The following is an 18,661-nucleotide window of genomic DNA, read 5'->3' as shown; positions in this document are numbered from 1 at the left end:
AGCCTTTAAAGTTAATATATTTATACTAATTAAAAATTATATATAATTTTAATTAGTATAATATATTAACTTTAAAGGCTACCCTAAAAAGTCAAAACTTTACCCTCAAAACAACAACTTTCAAATACAATAAAGAAAACTATAAATCTAATTTCTCAAAAAAATAAACTTTTAAATATCAAAAGTAAAACTTTGACTTTTTGTAATTTTTACATAGAAGTAAATATTGTTTATATGTTTTTATTCAATCTATTTTTTAAAAGAAAATCTGTTAAACAGGAAAATTTTTACAGAATAAATATGGATGAATTCATTCTAATTAGTGAACATCTTATTAATTCTACTAGCACTAAACACAATTACTTAGAATTATTATGGCTTATAGAATTCCATTAGCTCCCCTGAAAAATCTAAATATTAAACTCTTTACATTTCAAATCTGATATACTGTACAAAAAAAATTAATTATGTAGCAAAAAATATTTTGATTTTAGTATTACTACTAAACAGTTGAAAATTGTTTACTCCTTTGATTGCGAAGTTAAAAGAAGCTCTACATGAAATTAAATACAACTCTAATTCATAAAACCTTTTTAGTTAAAACGCCTTATATATTAAATCTGTACCAAAAAATCTCAACTGCATTAAGTCATTTGCATCTCTAAAAGCTCAATAAAAGCAATCTAAATTATTATCTAAACAGCTCTAATTTATCACTTACAAATCATTTACTAAATTTCAATTACCAATTATATCGCTTAATCTATTAATTTATAATTAAAATTTAAACTTGTTATAACTTTAATTCCAATTCCAATGATTTCTTTATCTCATGGTACCGTTGATCAACCGACTACACCTCTTCATCATCATCAAAACTATATCTCTCAAAATCAGCATAAAAAACATCACAAAACTTGGGATTCATAATACAAAAATATAATATAATACCCTCAAGCTCAAATAAATCATAACCCAACAACCTTGTTTTAATCCTACCAAACAAGTTAATTAATTCTTTGGACCTCTTTTAGAACCTAAATTCAAAAAGAACTCCCCTCAAAATCTTTTTCATTATAGTCTTCAAATAACAGTAATGAAGAATTAGAATCAATGCCTCCTCCTATCCCCCCTAAAATAATTATTTTTCAATCCATTATCAGCCTTTTTCATGTCGCTTAAAACACAATGTTCAATCATCGCACTCAAATTCAAATTAGAGAGTGTATCTTTTTTAGGAAAAATGCCATTATAACACATTTCAAAAAATCCACACTTTTAGCATTAGAAATAATATGCCCCCAAAAAAATATTAAAACAAGACAAACAACTATCATCCAAGAAAAAATTTAAGGAATAACTTTTAATTCAAATAGAATATAATCTTATTATTTCTATTTCCAAAATGTTGCTTGGTATTAATTTTTATTTATTTAAAGGAAAGCTAAAGATAATAATATCTATCTATTAACTTTTTTTATTATTTTTAAATTTATATGTCACAACAATAGATAATGTGCAAAAAATAAGTATTAATAAAACAAATGTATTTATAGCACTTATAAAATTAGTTAAAATCGAGCATATAGCTAGTGCTAAAAATGAAAATATACGGGATAATGTACTATTAATAGAGGTTATAGTTCCCAAAACTTTTGAATCCACATTTTTTCTTAAGAAATATTCCAAATTATTAGAATAAACAGAAATTGAAATTACTAAAAATATTATTATAGTAATAAATATGTAAATATGTGAAACTATTTTCATTAAAACTGATAATAAAAATATTATAGCCAAAATAACATAAATATCATATTTTGAATGTTTAATTTTTCTAAATATCCATGCCCCTACAATATCTGATAAACGAAACAGTACATATATAAATCCAAATATACTAATAGATATATTTTTATCAATAAAAATTGCTTGCCAGTATAAATAAAAGGGTTGATAAAAAAATTGAATAGCGCTATTTAAAATAAATAATTCTAAAAGTTATTTAGATTTTAATAATATTATTATTTTTTGTTTTAACTTTATAAGACATGGGGTTAAATCTTCTTTATTGTGCTTATGATCTATATTTTTATCATTTGGTATGAAAAAAATTGTAATTAAAGAGGATATTAAATATATTAACAATGAAATTCGGTAAATTTTTATATCAATGTATAAATATAGTACACTTCCGATATATCCGCCTAAAATGGCGCCAAGACTTAGTATCATTTTTACAAATGATATAAAAGCTTTTAGCTTTTTTGAATTATTTTGGTATATTTTAGTAAAACTAATATCAATTGTCCCGGTGTTAATAGCAGCTGACATCCCATATATAAACCACGAAATACAAAGAAGTATGAATGAAGAAGCTTTAAAAATAATAAAATAAGAAATCATTAGCAAGAAAATTGATGCCAAGTAAACAATTTTTCTATCAAAAATATCTGATATTACGCCTGATGGAAATTCAAAAATAATAATTGCTGCCATATAGCAAATTTGTACTATAGCAATATCTTTTAGCGATAAACCTTTGTTTATTAAAATAATAGTTAGTACCGCATGGGGCAATGTTCTTGCAAGCTCTGACAAAAATAATGAATAGAAATAATATTTTTGATGTTTGCTTTCTATCATAGATCTTTATTATATCTGCAAGATTTATTTTTGAAAATATAAATAAAATGAAATGGGAAATTATGATTACTGATACCAATTTATTTATTTAAAGAATTAACTTTTTTCATATTCATTACCAAAGTAAAATATGATATCAATAGCCATACTCGATGCAATTGCATTATTAGTAAAGAAAGAAGGGGCTTGATAATCTTTATTTGCCAATATTATTTTACTTTCTAATTAAAAAGATGCTGCCTTTTTTATAACTCTTATTTTACATTCCTTATCGAATAAATTTTTTCTTTCTTTCTCAATATTCAATAAAAAATTTATCCTCATACATCCTTAAAATAATTTATTATTATATACTAAATTCTCAATTTATCACCATTATTAAAAACATTTGATACTTTCCAAAAAACTTTAAAACAATACATTCATAACCAAATTTTTAAAATATTAAAAATAACCATTCTTAAATACCCGCTTATAAAACATAAGAGGGTCTTATTCAATAAAAACCTCTCTTTAAAACACTACTATTAGACATTAGACAATGTGAATTTATACCCTAACACATATTTCTTATATTTCAAAGACTATCTTAAAGCGCCCTTTGAATCTTCAACAAAAGATTCTATTTCCTTCTTTATTCCCATTGCTTCAATTAGCTTTATAGAAAGAAGATTCTAATTGACTTAATGCATTCCTTGCCTCTCTTAGTGCCTACCTAGCTAATAAATCGCTGTCCCTTTTTCTTGACCAGTAACTTCTACGCTTATCTTTTAACCTTTTAGCAATAGCTACTCTTAAGGTGCTTGGGACTTATCAAATAAAGATTTTGAAGATATTCTCTCGTTAAGCCCACTATCAACTTGAATCCTAAACCTATCAACATGAAATCTTGCCCCATTCAATTGATTGCGCAATTGAATTAGTCTCTGTCTCTCATTATTTCTAGGATAACTCCTTATTTTATTTTGAAGTTCTGAGAGTGTATCATAAAAACTGGATTCTAATTGCTCATATTCACTTTTTAATTTACCTGCGTCCAAAACTAATTTAGCAAAAAATTCAAAACCTGCAAGAACACTCTTTACATCACTAATTGCTTTCTCTGCCTCCTTTTCTTCATTGGTATTTAAAACCAAGCCCCTTTCCTTTGTCTCTATTTCTTCTTGATGAGGATAATATGGAGAATTTCAAATATCTGGAATTCCCACATTATCCACACTAACAGGCTCTAAAGGAATATCCTGCACAATTTCTTTTACTCCTTCTTCTAGCCGTTGTTTAACACCGGCTGCTTGCCTCAACTTAGATCTCTTGCCTTTCCTCAAACTTTTGATGGCTATCCTTAGAATTTAGATCTTCCACCTTTTTGTTTTCTTTTAAATATCTTTCTCTTGCTTTAATTAACATTTAATTATTGGCATTTATATCACATGACAACAAACTCAGCAATATTAACATAGACATTACCAAAATTTTCTTCTTCATATCTATTTTCTCCTAAAGTAGAGCACCACCTGATTTCTAATTCATACAACTACTAGAAAATATAAAACATTTGCTATAAAAAGCGTTTCTCTTAGAGAACTTTATTATGTACTTATTTATTTTTTATTAAGAATTATTTCTTTTATTATTGACCTTAAACTTCAAAAGCTAGCTTATTAAAAGCTAAAAAATATCATTTAAATTTATATCAAATAATAATTATACTATAAATATAATCGTACTAAAAAATGAAAATAAAATTATTATAAACTGTTCTTAAGTAAAGATAGTTCTCATGTTTTAATTTGGATCGTTTTAAGGTAAAATTAATTACTGCCTTAGGTTTAATGATTAATGAAAATTATATTTAAAAGTATTGCCTAATATAGCAAAATTATTCCACTATTAAAATATCTCCCAAGGAGGATTTTATTTTAAAAATAACAGAAAATAGTGCACTTATTTTAATAGATATACAAAATGATTTCTTAGAATCGGGTGCTTTACCAGTACCTAATAGCAACGAAATAATTCCCTTGATTAACCAACTTCAAAATTATTTCAAAAACATTCTTGCTACCAAGGATTGGCATTGTAAAAATCATGTAAGCTTTTCAAGCAACAAAAACGGAGGCATTTGGCCCATACACTGTGTCAAGAATACCTGGGGATCAAAATTTCCTAACAGTCTAAATACAAAAAGAATAAAAAAAGTTTTTTTTAAAGGTAAAAGTCGATATTACGATAGTTATAGTGGATTCTATGATAATTACATAAAAACAAAACAAACAGGCCTTCATTTTTATCTAAAAAAAAAATCAATCAATACATTATTTATAGCGGGATTAGCATTAGATTTTTGTGTAAAAGAAACAATATTTGATGCAATTAACTTGGGATTTCAAGTTTGTCTAATAATAGATGCTACAAAAAGCATAACAACCACTCCTGAACTAATAATTCAAGAGCTTAAAAAGCTTAATGTATTAACTTGTTTTTCTAAGGACATCTTAGAAAGCCAAAGTAACCTTAATCCAAAAAAGATAATCTAACAATATTAAAGCATGGAAAACAAATATTTAAATAAAAAAAATTTTATTTTTATTTTTTAGTGATAAACTTTACTTATCTAAAAATTTGCTTTATCATATAAGAATGTATAAAAACCAGCCGAAGTTGAGGAGGCAAAAGTGAAAGTTAATAAATCCCCACAAACAAAAAGTAAATATCAACACAAGCTTATTACTTTAATTGCAACACTTGAGTATGTCAACAAAACCAAAAAAAAATACTGCCAATCTGATATCCTTTATTGTTTTAATAGCAACTTAAAGCGCAATGGGCAAAAAGAAATTTCCATCAAAACGCTTCGAAATTACTTCTATAAATTAGAAAAGCTTAACATTACTACTAACTACTACAGACATCTGGGTATTAATATGGGAACCGAAATCTACTATACTCTTAGACATTCTAAAAAAGAATGCTACAATATACTAAACCAATACTTCAGGGATAAAAAAACAGAAAGATTCCAAAAGCGAGTTAATTCATACATCAAAATAAATTATAGTAAAAAGGACAGTGTAAAATATGGGGAGTGTTTTAATAATAAAAATAATAAAGAAGAAAAAGAGAATAAAAAGGAAATACAACTTAATAAACTAAAACTAAAAAAATATTCGCAGAAATGTAACTTTAGTGAAGACATTTCTTCATTTATTATTAATCTTGGATTAAGGAAAGAAGAATCAATAAAGCTTTTCAAACTTATAAGTAAAGAAAAATACTACTTCAAAAAAGAAAACAAAGATCATACACAAAAGTCATTACACTATAAAAGAAAGAATTTAATTTCAATTCTGAAAGAAACAAAAATACATTTGATAAACGAAGGTTACGACAAAGAAAAAATAAAAATACAAATAAAAAACATATACCAGAAATACAAAAATAAACCCCATTTCATATTAGAAAACAACAAATACAAAGACCTTAGTAAAATTATGGAAAAAATAAAAGAAAATACTAAAAAATTTGGAATTAAAAACAATAAAGACAATATAAAAAATAACATTTACAGCATACTTTTAGATCAATTATGTTATAAAACTAACAAAGTAAACTTGAAATCCAAAATTAAAGAATATTTGGACAAACAAAAAAATCTGGAATACAGAAAAGTATTTAACAATCAATACTATAATGAAATAATCAATCTAATAAAACAACAAAACAATGAAAAAACAACCGTTTTAATTAAGAGCTTAAGATGAAAGGTGTACTAGAAAAACTTAGAAACAAAAAAAAAGAAATAATAAGAGAAAGCAGAAAACCAGAAATTTTTATAAAAAAAGAAATTCTCAAAGGAAGAACAATATATCATACTAAAATGTTAATGGATCTATATAGATTTGAAATAAACAAATATAAAAAAAACAAATTTTTAATTCTTTTCAGAGAATTGTTTAATCAAGAAAAGTTAGAAGGACTCAATTTATTCTCTACAAGAGAAAATGACAAATTTATAGGAATTTTTTATGGACACAGAAAACCTATAAAAAACATTATTACAAGATACAAAGTTAATGGTACTGTAAAATCATATACATTCTCTAAAGTGTATTATATAGAATTCAAATTTAAAAAAGGTAGTGTATTCTGCTATTTAAGGAGCCTTGCCAGACTAATAAAGAAAGAAAAGATAAATAAAAAATATTTTCAAGCATTTATCGATATGTTAAATAGATTAGAAAAAGAGGTATATGAATTCTATCAAAAAGAATTACCAAGTGGAGGAATCATAAACAAATGGATGGAGAAAATACCAAAATAATTGCCATTGGCTCAATTAAAGGAGGTGTCGGTAAAAGCACAAGTGCCATTATCTTTTCGACACTTCTATCTGAAAAATATAAAGTTCTTTTAATTGATACTGATCCACAAGCATCGACTACCAGTTATTTCTCAGATCTTTTAGAAGAACAAGGAGTAGATGTTTCGAAACAAAATATTTATGAAGTATTAACAGATAAAAAAAATATAAATTCTTCCATCTTTAGGCTTAAAAATAATTTATACATATTGCCCAGTTACATATATTTATACCTTTTTTACGACGATAACATTCCCTTTAAAGAAACGAGATTAAAAGACAATTTAAAACTATTAAAATATAAATACGACTATATAATAATAGACACTAGTCCTAGCTTAGGGATTATTTTAACAAATGTACTAGTTGTAAGTGATTACATAATAATTCCAATGACTGCTCAAAAATGGTCAGTAGAAAGTTTACAATTATTAGAATTTGCTCTAAGAAGATTAAAATTAAAAATACCGATCTTCCCAATGGTAACTAATTTTAAAAAAAATAATACTTATAAACACTTATTGGAATTGATAAGTAAAGATGATAATTTTTTAGGACTCATTCATGAACGTGAAGACTTAAATAAAAGAATAGCAGAGAATGATAATTTTGATTTAAACAAAGATTACATAAAAGAATACGAAATTACACTTAAAAAGTTTTTCCAGTTATCGGAAAAACTTTTAACTTCATAATATATAAGGAGATAAAATGGGTGTAAAATTCAAATATATGAATATAAAAATAAAAGATCGTATCAATACTACAAAAAATCAAAGTAAAAATGAAATTAGTTTTAACGAAGATAAAATTGAACGATTTCTCTTTTTAAAAGAAAGACTGGTGATAAACTTTCAAAAAGAAATTCATAATAAAATAGAAACAATGAAAATATTGAAGGAAATTAAAGATAAAGAATATTATAAATTAGATGGATACCAAAATTTTGAAATGTTTACTAAGAATTATAAAATAGCAAAAAGTCAGGCTTACGAATATTTAAGAATAGCAAATGCAATAGAAGAAGGACTAGTACAAGAAAAAGATATAATTGAAAACGGCATACAAAATTCTTTGTTCCTTTTAAAGGATAAAGAAGGAATGAAAATTAAAAAATCAAATAGAAATTTTATTAGACCATTAAGATTCCAGCTTAAAACAGAAAATGCATACATATATTATAAGACAAAGGCAAAATTTACTAGCTTTTTGTTAGAAAAATTACTTAAAGATAAAGAAGAATTGCTTAATGAGATTATGAAAGAGTATAAAAAATATAGGAAATATAAGTGAACTACTATTTATAAATCAAAGATTATAGAAACAGTAGTTCACTAAGACTTAACATTTTGTTATACAAAAATCTTACACATTGTAATGCTTTTAGAAAGCATTTTTTTGATTAGAGTTAGGGCATATTATGTGCTTATAATCTTTGTTAACATCAATACATTCTACTTAATTATTGCTTTGTGTTAGTTGCTGAATATGGATATAAATGCATAAATGGTGGGCTTTCCCCCTATCTTTAACAAATAATACTAAATATATGTTCTCTGCAGAAAAACCCTTTAAAGAATTCAACTGCGATAAAGCCCCCCAATTAACTTATTACTAGAATTTCCTTTTAATATTTAAAATTCTAAATTTATTAATGATGTAAAAAAGCATTTTGAAAGCCTATAGGGAAAAAATCTACTTATTTATATAAGTAGATTTAGAAGCCTTATTCTTTATCTAAAAATTATTTTAGCATCTACATTTAAGGAGTCCTTATTAATATCATCAAAAAGTATATATCTAGAGCTAAAATAAACTTATTCATTAAAAAAGAATTTCAACAATTAGAAAAAATTCTAAAGGAAAGCTTCTTAGGAAGAAGCAAAAATATTAAAGAAATCATAGCTAAATTAACCCGGTTATTTTCAGACATTTTGATTAGATGATTCTTATTTAGTTTCTTAGCAATCTATATTTAACTCTAATTTATAAAAATTTGTATTTTGAAGAAGTTAATACAAGAATTAATTATATTGGAATAATTTTGATTTTTATCAAATACCAATATAGATTGGCATGAAAAATTGAAATCCCTTCCAAAGATATCATTGATTAATCAAAATATTTTTTAAAGGTTTTATATTTATATATTAAAGAATTCTTTCTACAAGATTTATAATAATCATTCTTTTATGATTTAATTATTATAATATAAAATCACATAGGGCCCAACCATAAATACCCTTAATTTAAGGGTATTTATCTTAAGCCCTATAAAATAGACATCGACCAAAGTTAAGGATGCTTATAGTTAATAGCACCGCTTGCTAACATTATACTTCATATATGTTGCTAAAATCAATATATTATTTGAAAATAATATACTTTTTAAACACAACAATTCTATTTTTGTATACAAAATTATTTGCATCGAATTTTAAAATTAGCCTCTAGAGAGAGAAGAGGGGAATAGTTTATAATTTTTATCCCATTTATTTTTTCTAGTGAAGAATCTTAAGAAGTTGTTATTATAAATGAAAGTAATAGATCTGATTTAGGTATAATTCTTACATCAAATACTAAATTTGGATCCTTTGTTTTAAGGCATTATCATGCGAGACACATAGATTTACATTTTAATATACAAATTATAAATAGTTCAGAGATTATACTTAAAAAGATATATATTGATTGGGTTTCTATGATGGAGTATCCAATTAATACTTACTTTATTGATGGGATTAATCATTTTAATTTTGGTATGGATATATCTTTTGAAGATGAAAAAGTAAATATACTAAGAAAGTTGGCATAAATAAATGGAATTGATGTATAATTGAATGTTTCGATGAGATAAATAACGAGAAAAAGGAATATTCTTTCAAAGTAAGTAGGGGAAACAACATGCATTTTTATAATGCATTTGATATGATTTTGCATCAATAGGATGGATTATTAATGAGTAGAATTTTATTTTACGGATTATTGTTAATCTGTGTTTTTAGGGTTTTTTGTTTTAAAAAAAAAGAAAACAATATTATTTATAATAAAATTATTAAAAAATCAAAAGATATAGTCTTACTGATGAGACTTATACATATCTTTTTTAAAGATAGCAATTTGAAAGAGCTAATTTTTATAAAATCGGAGTTTATGGATCCTGAACTTGAGCATTAAAAGAATATGAATATGACAGGTTATTTGATAGATGTTTATAGAGCTATGAATTTCGGCTACAAGCTTGATTTTGTAGTTCACGATAATAAAATTCTAGGTTTTAAAAGTGTAATTTTTGAAGGATTTGAAGATACTCAAGTTTCAAGGCATGAAAATAATTTACCAAGCGAGGAATGGCAGCAATTAAAGGATTTTAACATTGGAGATCTAAATATTAATGAAAAATTTTTTCATTTAAAAATTCCTTTTACGGGAAAAAATACCTTGTGCATTACCTTTCTGAGGAGGTTTTTAATAAAATCAAAAATTAAAACGATTAAAGATTGTTTTAGTTTCTAATGAAGGCAAAGAATATAAAATGGATATAGAAAATTTTTTACAAAATATAATCTTTAATTTGAAATGAATTTTTTTAAAAATAGTATGTTGCTGATTAAGATTGAAACGTTTTTATAAAACTTTCTTTCCATATAATAGAAGTGTAAAGTTTTTAAATTAAGATATAAGGTGTTTTAAAAAATAAATTTATTTATCCTTTTTTATCAATTCTTTAAACTTAGGCATTTTTTCTTTTATTTCTTTTTTTATTTCTATTTTATATTTTTCGTTTTTTTTAAACAAGACTAAACTAAGTGTTAAATATTTCAAGAAATCTTCTGGAATCATCATTATGTTTCCTATTCTGATATAACATTCGAAAACCTCTAGTTTATATCTTAAATGGCTTTTTGTTATTTTATAATCAAATTTGTTTTTAAGGATTTCTTGAGCTTCAGAAACTTTGTAAAATAAATATCCTTCTATCATTCTCATGAAATAAATATAGATTAATTCATTAATAAAAAAAAGTTCAATATACACCATATATATTTATATGGTGTATATTGTAAGGTACAAATTTTATGGTTTTAATAGTTTTTCCATTTCTCTCCATTTTGGAAAAGCTAGTTATTTTAGTTAGGCACCCATTTTTAATGGTGCCTATGTTTTTAACAGTTATTAAGTACAAGCTTTGTGCTATGTGCAATTTTCATATCAAGCTTTAGATTTATTTATCCCTTGGAATGCCTTAAAGCATAAGTTTCAAATTTTGGTTTTAATGTGAGCAATAAATTCAAAATCGGACTTATTACTATTATAAATAGTAGTAACTTCTTCAAATGCTTCATTAGAAAAGAGATATGTTGGGAATTAATAAAAAACATTAATAGTGTTATTAGTATACTTTTTATCATTATAAAATTGTCAATCGGGAATAAAGTGGAAAAATAGCCCATAATCATTTATTTATAAATTAATAATATGATATAAAGAAAATAAAATGAAAATAAAAAATATGTACCATAAAAAGGTATTTTTAACTATTTTATTTTTATTTAGGCTTGTAGCCAAGACAGTCAAAATAAAAAGGATAAAGATAAAGTATTTAACTATTTTGAAGGGGTTGATACTGTGTATTTACATTCAACTGCTAAGGTTGAGGTTGACTTTCATTCCGGGATCACGGTTCTTGGACAGTATTGATTCTGCGCATCAAGCTCTTTACAAAGCTGATTTGTTAAAAAGTACTAAGTTTTTCAATTACGGAACAATAGAAGACAGAAGATTTAAGAATGGTATTGCTTCAAAACCACCTTCTTATATTTACTATACAAGCGCGCCCAATGAAAGTACATTTTTTACAATAAGGATTGCTTATACCCATTCTTCAAGGTAATAACTTGGGACAGCTAGAAATAGTGGTAAGAGCGTATGATCTTGCTTCTCAAGGATTCTTAGTATACAAAGTTAACCATCACGAACGAGGCGACCATGGCTTGCATAGACGACGATATTATAGATTTTTGATTCTACGATAGAAAACATTTGCGGAGCGGAGACCAGCAGTATAAAACTAAAAAATATCAGTAAATACTTAGATAGTGAAATGAATAGAGTTGTAGTGGATAATTCGGCTAGAATCTCTAAATTTGCAAATACAGTTCTTAGTGCATTGCAAATAGAGCCCGACAACAGTGCTTCAGAAATTATGAATCCCTATTTTGCAGAGTCTGTGTCCGAGGTAGTTTTTTTAACTCTTGCTCCCTTATTAGACTATAGAATTGAAGAAGCGGTTTTTCAGCTGGTTAGAACCGACCATTTTTCAAAAACATTGTCAATTAATTCTTATTCAACAATGATTAAACAATGGGCAGCATTAAGTTACTGGGATTACATTGCACTCCATCCAGATGAAGATGTCAGACAACCTGGTAAACTGGCTATGCCTCCCCAATCAATGGCCAATGGTTTACTGAATATAGTCAAGTATTAAAAATTACACTTGGTATATTGCTTTTGTAAAGCTTTAAACAACTATTTCTAAATTAAATATTATAGAAATAGTTGTTTAAAAACAATCAAATTAACTTATATTAATGTGCTGAATAATTCCGAAACTACATTGAAGGAGTATTCAGCACAAATTAGTGTACTTTTTGAAGCAGTTTTCAAATAATTTGAAATACAAAGGTTTGGGAGATTATGAAACATGAAGATGGGGGGGATTGTTGTTATAAGGTTATTTGGAGAGACGAATTTTAAGAGCTTATGAAAAAAAATAAACCCCCGAAAGGGGGTATAGATTGGTGAGGGGTTGTTAAAGCGTATAGCTTCTGGGGAGTTTTAAGAGTGTAGAAAGAATCATTTGGACAGAATAGATGATCATGATAATAAGGCCCAAAATAAGGAATCATAAGAGTAGTGTTGTTTGTGGAAATGCAGAAAAGATTGGGATCTCTAATGGCCAAAATAATGTTATTAGAGATTTTTTGAAATTCAAAATGCAAAAAAAAGTATCATTTTAAGATCTTAGTATTTTTCATAATAAGGTAATGTGAATAATAGGATAAGCAAAAGTGATTTTAGGGAGAAAATGTAGAAATGGATAATCTTAAAAGTTTTTTGTTATATGACTTTTGAAAAGGAAAAAAGAATAAGTTTTGGCTAGAATTGATTATTTTTGATAGTATAAATAACATTTAATTCTTAAAATGAGCTTTTTATTCACAATAAATCACTTTCTAAGCTTAATAATTTGTCCCTTGTGTATTGAAATACACAAAGCATTCAAATATAACATTAATGAATTAAAAGCTCAAGCCAGATGAATTAAAAGAAGTATTAATGTATCACTATGGAATTTATTTCCAAATTTACTAAATTCATAGATAAAGAATAATAAATATATGAGCCTTGCCAAGGCTCATAAGTATGGACTAACCAACTTATATGAGATAGTAATAAATTAAGGACATTTATATGAATGAAAAAATAGAAAAGAATTATCTTTTAATTGGAAATAGTAGTTCACCTAATAAATTAGGATAAAAATTTAGTAATATGTAATGATTTAACTAAAAGTATGCAGAATAATCCACTTATAATTTCTATGAAATTATAAGTGGAGGTGAATTTTAAAAGTAGATTTAAATCTACTTTTAAAGAATAATTTGCTACTAAAACTTATACGTACAGAATATATCTTAACACTTATCAAGGGAAATGCTTTTCAAAATTATTTGGATGTGTAAAATTTTGTATAACAAAATGTTAAGTTATAGGAGAGACTATAATGAGAAAAATAAACAAATTCTTATTACCAATCCAAGTAATTATAAAAATTAATTTTTCCCGTCCTATAAAGGAAAAAGCTATAGTGGTATGGGGCAATAGGCTATTTCTATATCAAAGATTATAGAAATAGCAGTTCACTAAGAAGGGGGGTAATTTTGTAATTCAAATTAAAATGAGCTAGGGCTAATATTAGCTTTAAAGGAGAGGAAGCATGAAATTTGAAATTAAATGTTTAGCTTTGGGATTGCTTTTTGATTTAATAAAGGTCTTTTATTTTTTTTTAAACCTCATAACTTTTACTCCTGAAAAAAATTTGATTAAAGTTTTTTTTATGATAAAAAATTTTCATGTAAAAGTAAATACTTGTACGGCAAAAATTTTAAATTTTTAGGTTAAAATATTTGATTTTATATCATGCATATAATATAATGTGTATTTTAGGAAATTAACTCATTTAATTCCTAAAAAGTTGATTTAAAGCTTTTTTAGGGCTTATAGCAATTTTCTTATTAGGAAGTTTCTATAAGCCCTAATTTTTTTGTAAAAAATAAAGATATTCTGTAAGTTATAAGACCTAAAACGGTGTATTATGTTACAACAATACCACCATGATTTCATAAAAGCTTTTTTGAGGGGCAAAAGAAATAAAGGTATTTGATACAAATTGTTATAAACTATTAAAATAATAAAAAAAATTTGACTTTTAAAGCACACCGCTTTAAAAGTTGCTTGGGTAAAAAGAGTTTTATGAAAAAGTGTGTATATCTTTTGAAGATATTTTTCTTTATTTTTTTATATGTTATTTTTCTGTGTTTGTATTTTCGTAATAAAATCTTCTAAAAAAGTCGAAGTTAAAATTTGTATCAATCCTATGACTATAATTCTTTAGTGTATCAATTTAATGAAATGAATTGAAAAATGATTACTCTAAAATAATGTTTTTCTATTTTTTTAGTTGAGTTTTGATTTTGTTATTACTGTCGAAAAGTTAAGCACAATTTTAGATAAAATCTAGCCTCTATTTTTAGAGACTAGATAAATTTCAAAACAAAAAAGGTGTATTTTAATTTTGTTTTAGCTCGTTTTCAACTGCTTTCTTAAGACTTTCTAGCGTGCTTTTTAATTTTAGCAGCAAGCTGCTAAAATTACCGTCCTCTATTGTGTTTTGTGAATTTTTCGAGTTAAATGGCTCTCTAGCATCGCCCAATGAAGGAATAAGGCTCCCATCTTCATCAATATCATCTACAAAAGAGCTCTTACTTATCTCTTCGTATAAATCATATGTGGGGTCTCCAATTTTTTCTCTAATATCTTCTTTATCTGTTGGGTTAACCGCCTTAATATTTTCAAGTATTGTATTTATGTCTGATAAGGTACTTTCGAGACTTTTTTCTTCATAGCTATTATGATTATCATCATCATAACTATCCCTTTCTATCTCTTTTTGTCTTTCTTGTCTTTGTCTTTCTATCTTTTCTTGTTTAGCTGCTTCTTTTTGTTGTTGACCGCCACTATTTAGTGTTGTTTTTAATGCCGGTATATTACTATGGCTATTAGGATCATCGCCCAGCATTAATCCTTTTTCTAAAAATCCTTTGACTTTTGTTTTTGTCTCTTTTTGTAAATCGGCGTAATTTTTGCATGAGCTCAGTGCAAAAACGACACAAATAATAAATATTGTTTTAATGTTCATAGCTATTCCTTAAGTGTAGTGCAAATTTAGAGTTCAACTTTAAAAATTGGTGGTTTTTTGTTGTAGGTGTAATAAATTTGCTATATTGGTGAAATTTATCTTACTATAGATTTATTTTTCATTAATATTCTGTGTTATTTGTAGCACAAGATATTAATGAAAATGTGCGGGACAAGTAAATGAACTATAATAATTTCTTTTCTATAAAAGACACATGGTTTACCCATTATTTTCATAACACTATGATTTTCATAATTTCATTGATCTAACCTTCTTCAAGGTGTTTTATTGTTTGGTCAATGTAGTCGTACTGCCCTTGTATTCTGTCTTTATATAGTTCTTTCATTGCTCTTTTTTGAAGATTAGTTTTGGTAGTAGTATCATCCTGGGCAAGATAGATACTTATCCCAGCCGATCTTGCTTTTGTCTGTATATAGCTAAAATTAGCATAATTATCATCAATCATTACAAGCAGGCTCCCAATATCGGCTCTAGTTGCTTTTAAGGCATTTAGTTTGGCTGTTAATTTTTCTTGAAAAAGACTTTCCAAAATTAAAAATTTTTCCTCGATTTCAGCAGCATTAATTGCATATTTTAAGTCTATTTTTAGTATTTTGATTTTTTCTTTGAAATTTTTGTACACGGTTTCATCGTCACTATTGTTAAGCTTTGAAACTCCTTCAAGCATGAAATTCACTTTTCTTTTGTCTATTGTTATTGAGCTGGAGTGAAATTTCGAGCTTATTATTATTGAATATAGTTCACAAGAAGTCATGAATAATAAAAATAATAAGTTAATTATGTTTTTGTTTTTCACTATTTCCCCCATTATTAATATAGGGAAAAGCATATTGCAATATTACAAAAATACAAGGCCAATATCAAATTTTCAACCACCATGATTTGCATAAACCACCATGGTTTACTTTAGTTTTGATGTGTTATTATAATGATGCACATCAAAAGGCCTGTTAATATGTGTTGCTAGCTAGTATTTTTGCTACAAATTCTTTTTTTTTGATATAATGAAAAAATATTTAATAAATTTTTTAGATTAAGATGATGGGGAGGGCTTTAAAAATTACTTAAAGTAAGAAGAATTTTATGAAAAAAGGCGTATATATTGTAAATATATTTTTATTTATATCATTTTTTTATTCTTGTTTTTTAGTACCAAAATCTTCTAAAAAAGTCGACGCCGAAATTTCGGAGTTTGGGCCAATTGAAGAATATAGTAAAAAAAATATTGAAGAATATAGTAAAAAAAATATTGAAGAATATAGTAAAAAAAATATTGAAGAATATAGTAAAGATATTTATTGTGTTGATGAAGAATCTAGTAGGTTAAATGAAATAAAAGAAGGAGAAGTGTGGGAAATATTTGTAGGGGGTTATGTTACATGGGCAAAATCTGGTAATTTAAGGGCGCTAAAAGATAAAAACAATAATTTAATTCAAGATCTTAAAGGACTTAAGTATTCTTATATTTTTTCACCGATTAGATTTAAAACTTTATCTTTACCATGGTTTAGCTATAATTATTATATTAATGATAATAACTATAAAATATTGGGTAATGAAGTCCCAATAGCTAAAATAATAGCATTTGAATCAACTAAAGAGTTTGAAGACAAATATGAAGTTAAAAACTTGAAGTTAATTTCTAAAGGATCAAATATTGATTTTGAGCAACATAGATCTGGCGTTGCCAAAATTAGTTTAAAAGAGACTTCAAAAGAGTTCGGATACATTAATTCATATAATTTTGGGGTTTTTAATGATGACCTAACAAAATCTTTTAAGCTTTTTTATAATAAAAATAAATGTAATAATAATATGCTTGCAAATCTTATTATAAAAGACAAGCAAACTAATAAAGATAAAGCCTATGAAATTGTATTAAATCCAAAACTGTTTTATAATACGGTTAAGCTTATACTTGCTAAGTATCCAAATTTATCAAGTGATAAATTAAAGTCCCCTATTGATGAATAATTGAATGATATTTTAGTAGTTTAGGTGTGGTATAATTTACTATTATATTTGATATATCTGGAAATTAGAATACTAATATCCCAATTAATGGGGATTAATGCGGGGCTACTTATGAAAGTACTTTCATAAGTAGCCCTAATCGTGTTTAGTTTTCTCTTTGTTTCGATTGATCGGCTATTAAGTATAAAATGTTAAATTGAGTTTTTGCGTAAAGTGAATTATATTAATTAGTAATTAATGAAATTCACTACTATAAGATTTATTTTTATTAATATCTACAAATAACACAAGATATTATTGGTTATGTGCGAGACAAGCAGATGAATTATAATAATTTCTTTTCTAGAAAAGACAAACTTTCTAATTTGAAATTGAGCGCAGTTGAATATTGTGTTTTAGGTGATATGAAACATGTTATTTACAAATTGAAAAATAATTCTACCAAAGATAATAATTGTAATTTCACATTGCCGTTGTTTAAGAATTATAATGAAAAATATTTTGATAAGTTCTTTGTGAGTTTTGGCTCTAATAGAGCCAAACAATTAATTAACTTGTTCCGCAAAGTTAAAACAAGAATAAGTGATAGTATGTTTGAAGCGGAAGTTTTTTGTTGTACTTGTGTATTGAGGATATGTGTCTAGTAAATCTTATGTATTGTGAAGGTGAAGACAATTGTTTTGATTGTATGGAGCCTACTCTTGATCAACAATTCAAAAATATAACGAAAATGCTAATTTTGAAATTAAAGGATTTTGGCGTTTTTATATAAAATGATTTTTTACAATTGAGTCAAAAAAATCTAATAGGTAGTCTTTGTGTTTTAATTATTTTGGTGCATTATGCAATATAATTATATTGCATACAATTAATTATTATTATTCGATCAATGAAATTTTAATTTTTGTGTTCAAAGAATTTTTATGTATAAGTTTATATATTGTACCATTCAAGATGGGTTATAACCCATCTTAAGGTCTAAAAACCAGTTATATACTTTCGTACAAAATACTACTATTGACAATCTTTTTCTTTACAACGTTTTGGTTGTAGTGGGAAAGATTGTTATCTTTATCAATTTTATACTAAAAATAATAAATTATTTATTATTTTTTAGTATAAAATTGATAAAGATAACAATCTTTCCCACTACAACCAAAACGTTGTAAAGAAAA

The 18,661-nt window shown here is 25.6% G+C and carries 17 protein-coding genes and 3 pseudogenes; 12 read left to right on the top strand and 8 right to left on the bottom strand.

The window, feature by feature from the left end:
- Nucleotides 1-853: 853 nt before the first annotated feature.
- From QIA27_RS05585 to QIA27_RS05570, 4 genes are all read right to left on the bottom strand, one after another.
- Nucleotides 854-982, bottom strand: coding sequence for a hypothetical protein (locus QIA27_RS05585; protein ID WP_418906322.1), 129 nt, complete (start codon nt 980-982; stop codon nt 854-856).
- Between the two features lie 1,019 nt (nt 983-2,001).
- The gene (locus QIA27_RS05580) at nt 2,002-2,646 is read right to left on the bottom strand and encodes an MFS transporter (RefSeq protein ID WP_418906321.1); all 645 of its coding nucleotides are present in this window, start codon (nt 2,644-2,646) and stop codon (nt 2,002-2,004) included.
- A gap of 794 nt (nt 2,647-3,440) precedes the next feature.
- Nucleotides 3,441-3,782, bottom strand: a complete 342-nt coding sequence (locus tag QIA27_RS05575; RefSeq protein WP_418906320.1) for a P12 family lipoprotein — start codon at nt 3,780-3,782, stop codon at nt 3,441-3,443.
- Nucleotides 3,783-3,833: 51 nt separating this feature from the next.
- Nucleotides 3,834-3,971 (bottom strand): hypothetical protein, encoded by a 138-nt coding sequence (locus QIA27_RS05570; RefSeq protein ID WP_418906319.1) that lies wholly within the window; start codon nt 3,969-3,971, stop codon nt 3,834-3,836.
- A 621-nt stretch (nt 3,972-4,592) separates the two neighbouring features.
- Here QIA27_RS05570 and QIA27_RS05565 point away from each other — a divergent pair.
- The 5 genes from QIA27_RS05565 (at nt 4,593) to QIA27_RS05545 (ending at nt 8,299) form a co-directional block, all read left to right on the top strand.
- A complete protein-coding gene (locus QIA27_RS05565) occupies nt 4,593-5,183 on the top strand; it encodes an isochorismatase family protein (RefSeq protein WP_418906324.1) in 591 nt (196 codons plus the stop codon).
- A 138-nt stretch (nt 5,184-5,321) separates the two neighbouring features.
- Nucleotides 5,322-6,407, top strand: a complete 1,086-nt coding sequence (locus tag QIA27_RS05560) for a plasmid maintenance protein (RefSeq protein ID WP_418906318.1) — start codon at nt 5,322-5,324, stop codon at nt 6,405-6,407.
- Entirely contained in the window at nt 6,404-6,967 is a 564-nt protein-coding gene (locus QIA27_RS05555) for a DUF226 domain-containing protein (RefSeq protein WP_418906317.1), read from the top strand. Before QIA27_RS05560 ends, QIA27_RS05555 begins: the two co-directional genes overlap by 4 nt.
- On the top strand, nt 6,943-7,701 hold the full coding sequence (locus QIA27_RS05550; RefSeq protein ID WP_418906316.1) for a ParA family protein: 759 nt from the start codon (nt 6,943-6,945) through the stop codon (nt 7,699-7,701). The genes QIA27_RS05555 and QIA27_RS05550 overlap by 25 nt, the downstream gene beginning before the upstream one ends.
- 16 nt (nt 7,702-7,717) lie before the next feature.
- Nucleotides 7,718-8,299, top strand: coding sequence for a chromosome replication/partitioning protein (locus tag QIA27_RS05545; RefSeq protein WP_418906315.1), 582 nt, complete (start codon nt 7,718-7,720; stop codon nt 8,297-8,299).
- A gap of 46 nt (nt 8,300-8,345) precedes the next feature.
- On the opposite strand, the pseudogene QIA27_RS05540 reads toward QIA27_RS05545, so the two are convergent.
- Nucleotides 8,346-8,455 (bottom strand): annotated as a pseudogene (locus QIA27_RS05540) (helix-turn-helix domain-containing protein); the annotation flags it as partial.
- Nucleotides 8,456-9,964: 1,509 nt separating this feature from the next.
- On the opposite strand from QIA27_RS05540, the pseudogene QIA27_RS05535 reads away from it, so the two are divergent.
- A pseudogene (locus QIA27_RS05535) lies at nt 9,965-10,522 on the top strand (virulence-associated protein BptA).
- Nucleotides 10,506-10,589 carry a hypothetical protein gene (locus tag QIA27_RS05530; RefSeq protein WP_418906323.1) on the top strand — a complete coding sequence of 28 codons (84 nt, stop codon included), beginning with the start codon at nt 10,506-10,508 and terminating at the stop codon, nt 10,587-10,589. The pseudogene QIA27_RS05535 and the gene QIA27_RS05530 overlap by 17 nt, the downstream one beginning before the upstream one ends.
- A gap of 119 nt (nt 10,590-10,708) precedes the next feature.
- Here QIA27_RS05530 and QIA27_RS05525 read toward each other — a convergent pair whose 3' ends face one another.
- A complete protein-coding gene (locus QIA27_RS05525) occupies nt 10,709-10,990 on the bottom strand; it encodes a hypothetical protein (protein WP_418906314.1) in 282 nt (93 codons plus the stop codon).
- Nucleotides 10,991-11,504: 514 nt separating this feature from the next.
- On the opposite strand from QIA27_RS05525, the gene QIA27_RS05520 reads away from it, so the two are divergent.
- The 3 genes and pseudogenes from QIA27_RS05520 to QIA27_RS05510 all read left to right on the top strand — a co-directional run.
- On the top strand, nt 11,505-11,900 hold the full coding sequence (locus QIA27_RS05520) for a hypothetical protein (protein ID WP_418906313.1): 396 nt from the start codon (nt 11,505-11,507) through the stop codon (nt 11,898-11,900).
- Between the two features lie 210 nt (nt 11,901-12,110).
- Nucleotides 12,111-12,497: a hypothetical protein gene (locus QIA27_RS05515; protein WP_418906312.1), complete on the top strand. Its 387-nt coding sequence runs from the start codon at nt 12,111-12,113 to the stop codon at nt 12,495-12,497.
- 1,203 nt (nt 12,498-13,700) lie between these two features.
- Nucleotides 13,701-13,846: pseudogene (locus QIA27_RS05510) on the top strand (helix-turn-helix domain-containing protein); the annotation flags it as partial.
- Nucleotides 13,847-14,861: 1,015 nt separating this feature from the next.
- Here the strand turns inward: QIA27_RS05510 and QIA27_RS05505 are convergent.
- A complete protein-coding gene (locus tag QIA27_RS05505; protein WP_418906311.1) occupies nt 14,862-15,491 on the bottom strand; it encodes a complement regulator-acquiring protein in 630 nt (209 codons plus the stop codon).
- Between the two features lie 265 nt (nt 15,492-15,756).
- Nucleotides 15,757-16,308 (bottom strand): hypothetical protein, encoded by a 552-nt coding sequence (locus QIA27_RS05500; protein ID WP_418906310.1) that lies wholly within the window; start codon nt 16,306-16,308, stop codon nt 15,757-15,759.
- Between the two features lie 287 nt (nt 16,309-16,595).
- Here QIA27_RS05500 and QIA27_RS05495 point away from each other — a divergent pair, with 287 nt between their 5' ends.
- Together QIA27_RS05495 and QIA27_RS05490 are read left to right on the top strand one after the other, a co-directional pair.
- Complete coding sequence (locus QIA27_RS05495) at nt 16,596-17,486, top strand: S2/P23 family protein (RefSeq protein WP_418906309.1); 891 nt, start codon at nt 16,596-16,598, stop codon at nt 17,484-17,486.
- A gap of 320 nt (nt 17,487-17,806) precedes the next feature.
- On the top strand, nt 17,807-18,130 hold the full coding sequence (locus QIA27_RS05490; RefSeq protein WP_418906308.1) for a P52 family lipoprotein: 324 nt from the start codon (nt 17,807-17,809) through the stop codon (nt 18,128-18,130).
- Nucleotides 18,131-18,661: the final 531 nt, after the last annotated feature.

Source organism: [Borrelia] tanukii (genome assembly GCF_030439725.2).
Lineage (GTDB): Bacteria > Spirochaetota > Spirochaetia > Borreliales > Borreliaceae > Borreliella > Borreliella tanukii.
The sequence above is the reverse complement of the archived record's forward strand: the minus strand, read 5'-3'. Positions and strand labels throughout refer to the sequence as shown.

Excerpts from the sequence above, each read along its gene's own strand:
- QIA27_RS05490 (WP_418906308.1), top strand. The coding sequence starts at position 17,807 with ATGAATTATAATAATTTCTTTTCTAGAAAAGACAAACTTTCTAATTTG.
- QIA27_RS05545 (WP_418906315.1), top strand. The coding sequence starts at position 7,718 with ATGGGTGTAAAATTCAAATATATGAATATAAAAATAAAAGATCGTATC.
- QIA27_RS05550 (WP_418906316.1), top strand. The coding sequence starts at position 6,943 with ATGGATGGAGAAAATACCAAAATAATTGCCATTGGCTCAATTAAAGGA.
- QIA27_RS05520 (WP_418906313.1), top strand. The coding sequence starts at position 11,505 with ATGAAAATAAAAAATATGTACCATAAAAAGGTATTTTTAACTATTTTA.
- QIA27_RS05580 (WP_418906321.1), bottom strand. The coding sequence starts at position 2,646 with ATGATAGAAAGCAAACATCAAAAATATTATTTCTATTCATTATTTTTG.
- QIA27_RS05495 (WP_418906309.1), top strand. The coding sequence starts at position 16,596 with ATGAAAAAAGGCGTATATATTGTAAATATATTTTTATTTATATCATTT.
- QIA27_RS05525 (WP_418906314.1), bottom strand. The coding sequence starts at position 10,990 with ATGATAGAAGGATATTTATTTTACAAAGTTTCTGAAGCTCAAGAAATC.
- QIA27_RS05505 (WP_418906311.1), bottom strand. The coding sequence starts at position 15,491 with ATGAACATTAAAACAATATTTATTATTTGTGTCGTTTTTGCACTGAGC.
- QIA27_RS05555 (WP_418906317.1), top strand. The coding sequence starts at position 6,404 with ATGAAAGGTGTACTAGAAAAACTTAGAAACAAAAAAAAAGAAATAATA.
- QIA27_RS05515 (WP_418906312.1), top strand. The coding sequence starts at position 12,111 with ATGAATAGAGTTGTAGTGGATAATTCGGCTAGAATCTCTAAATTTGCA.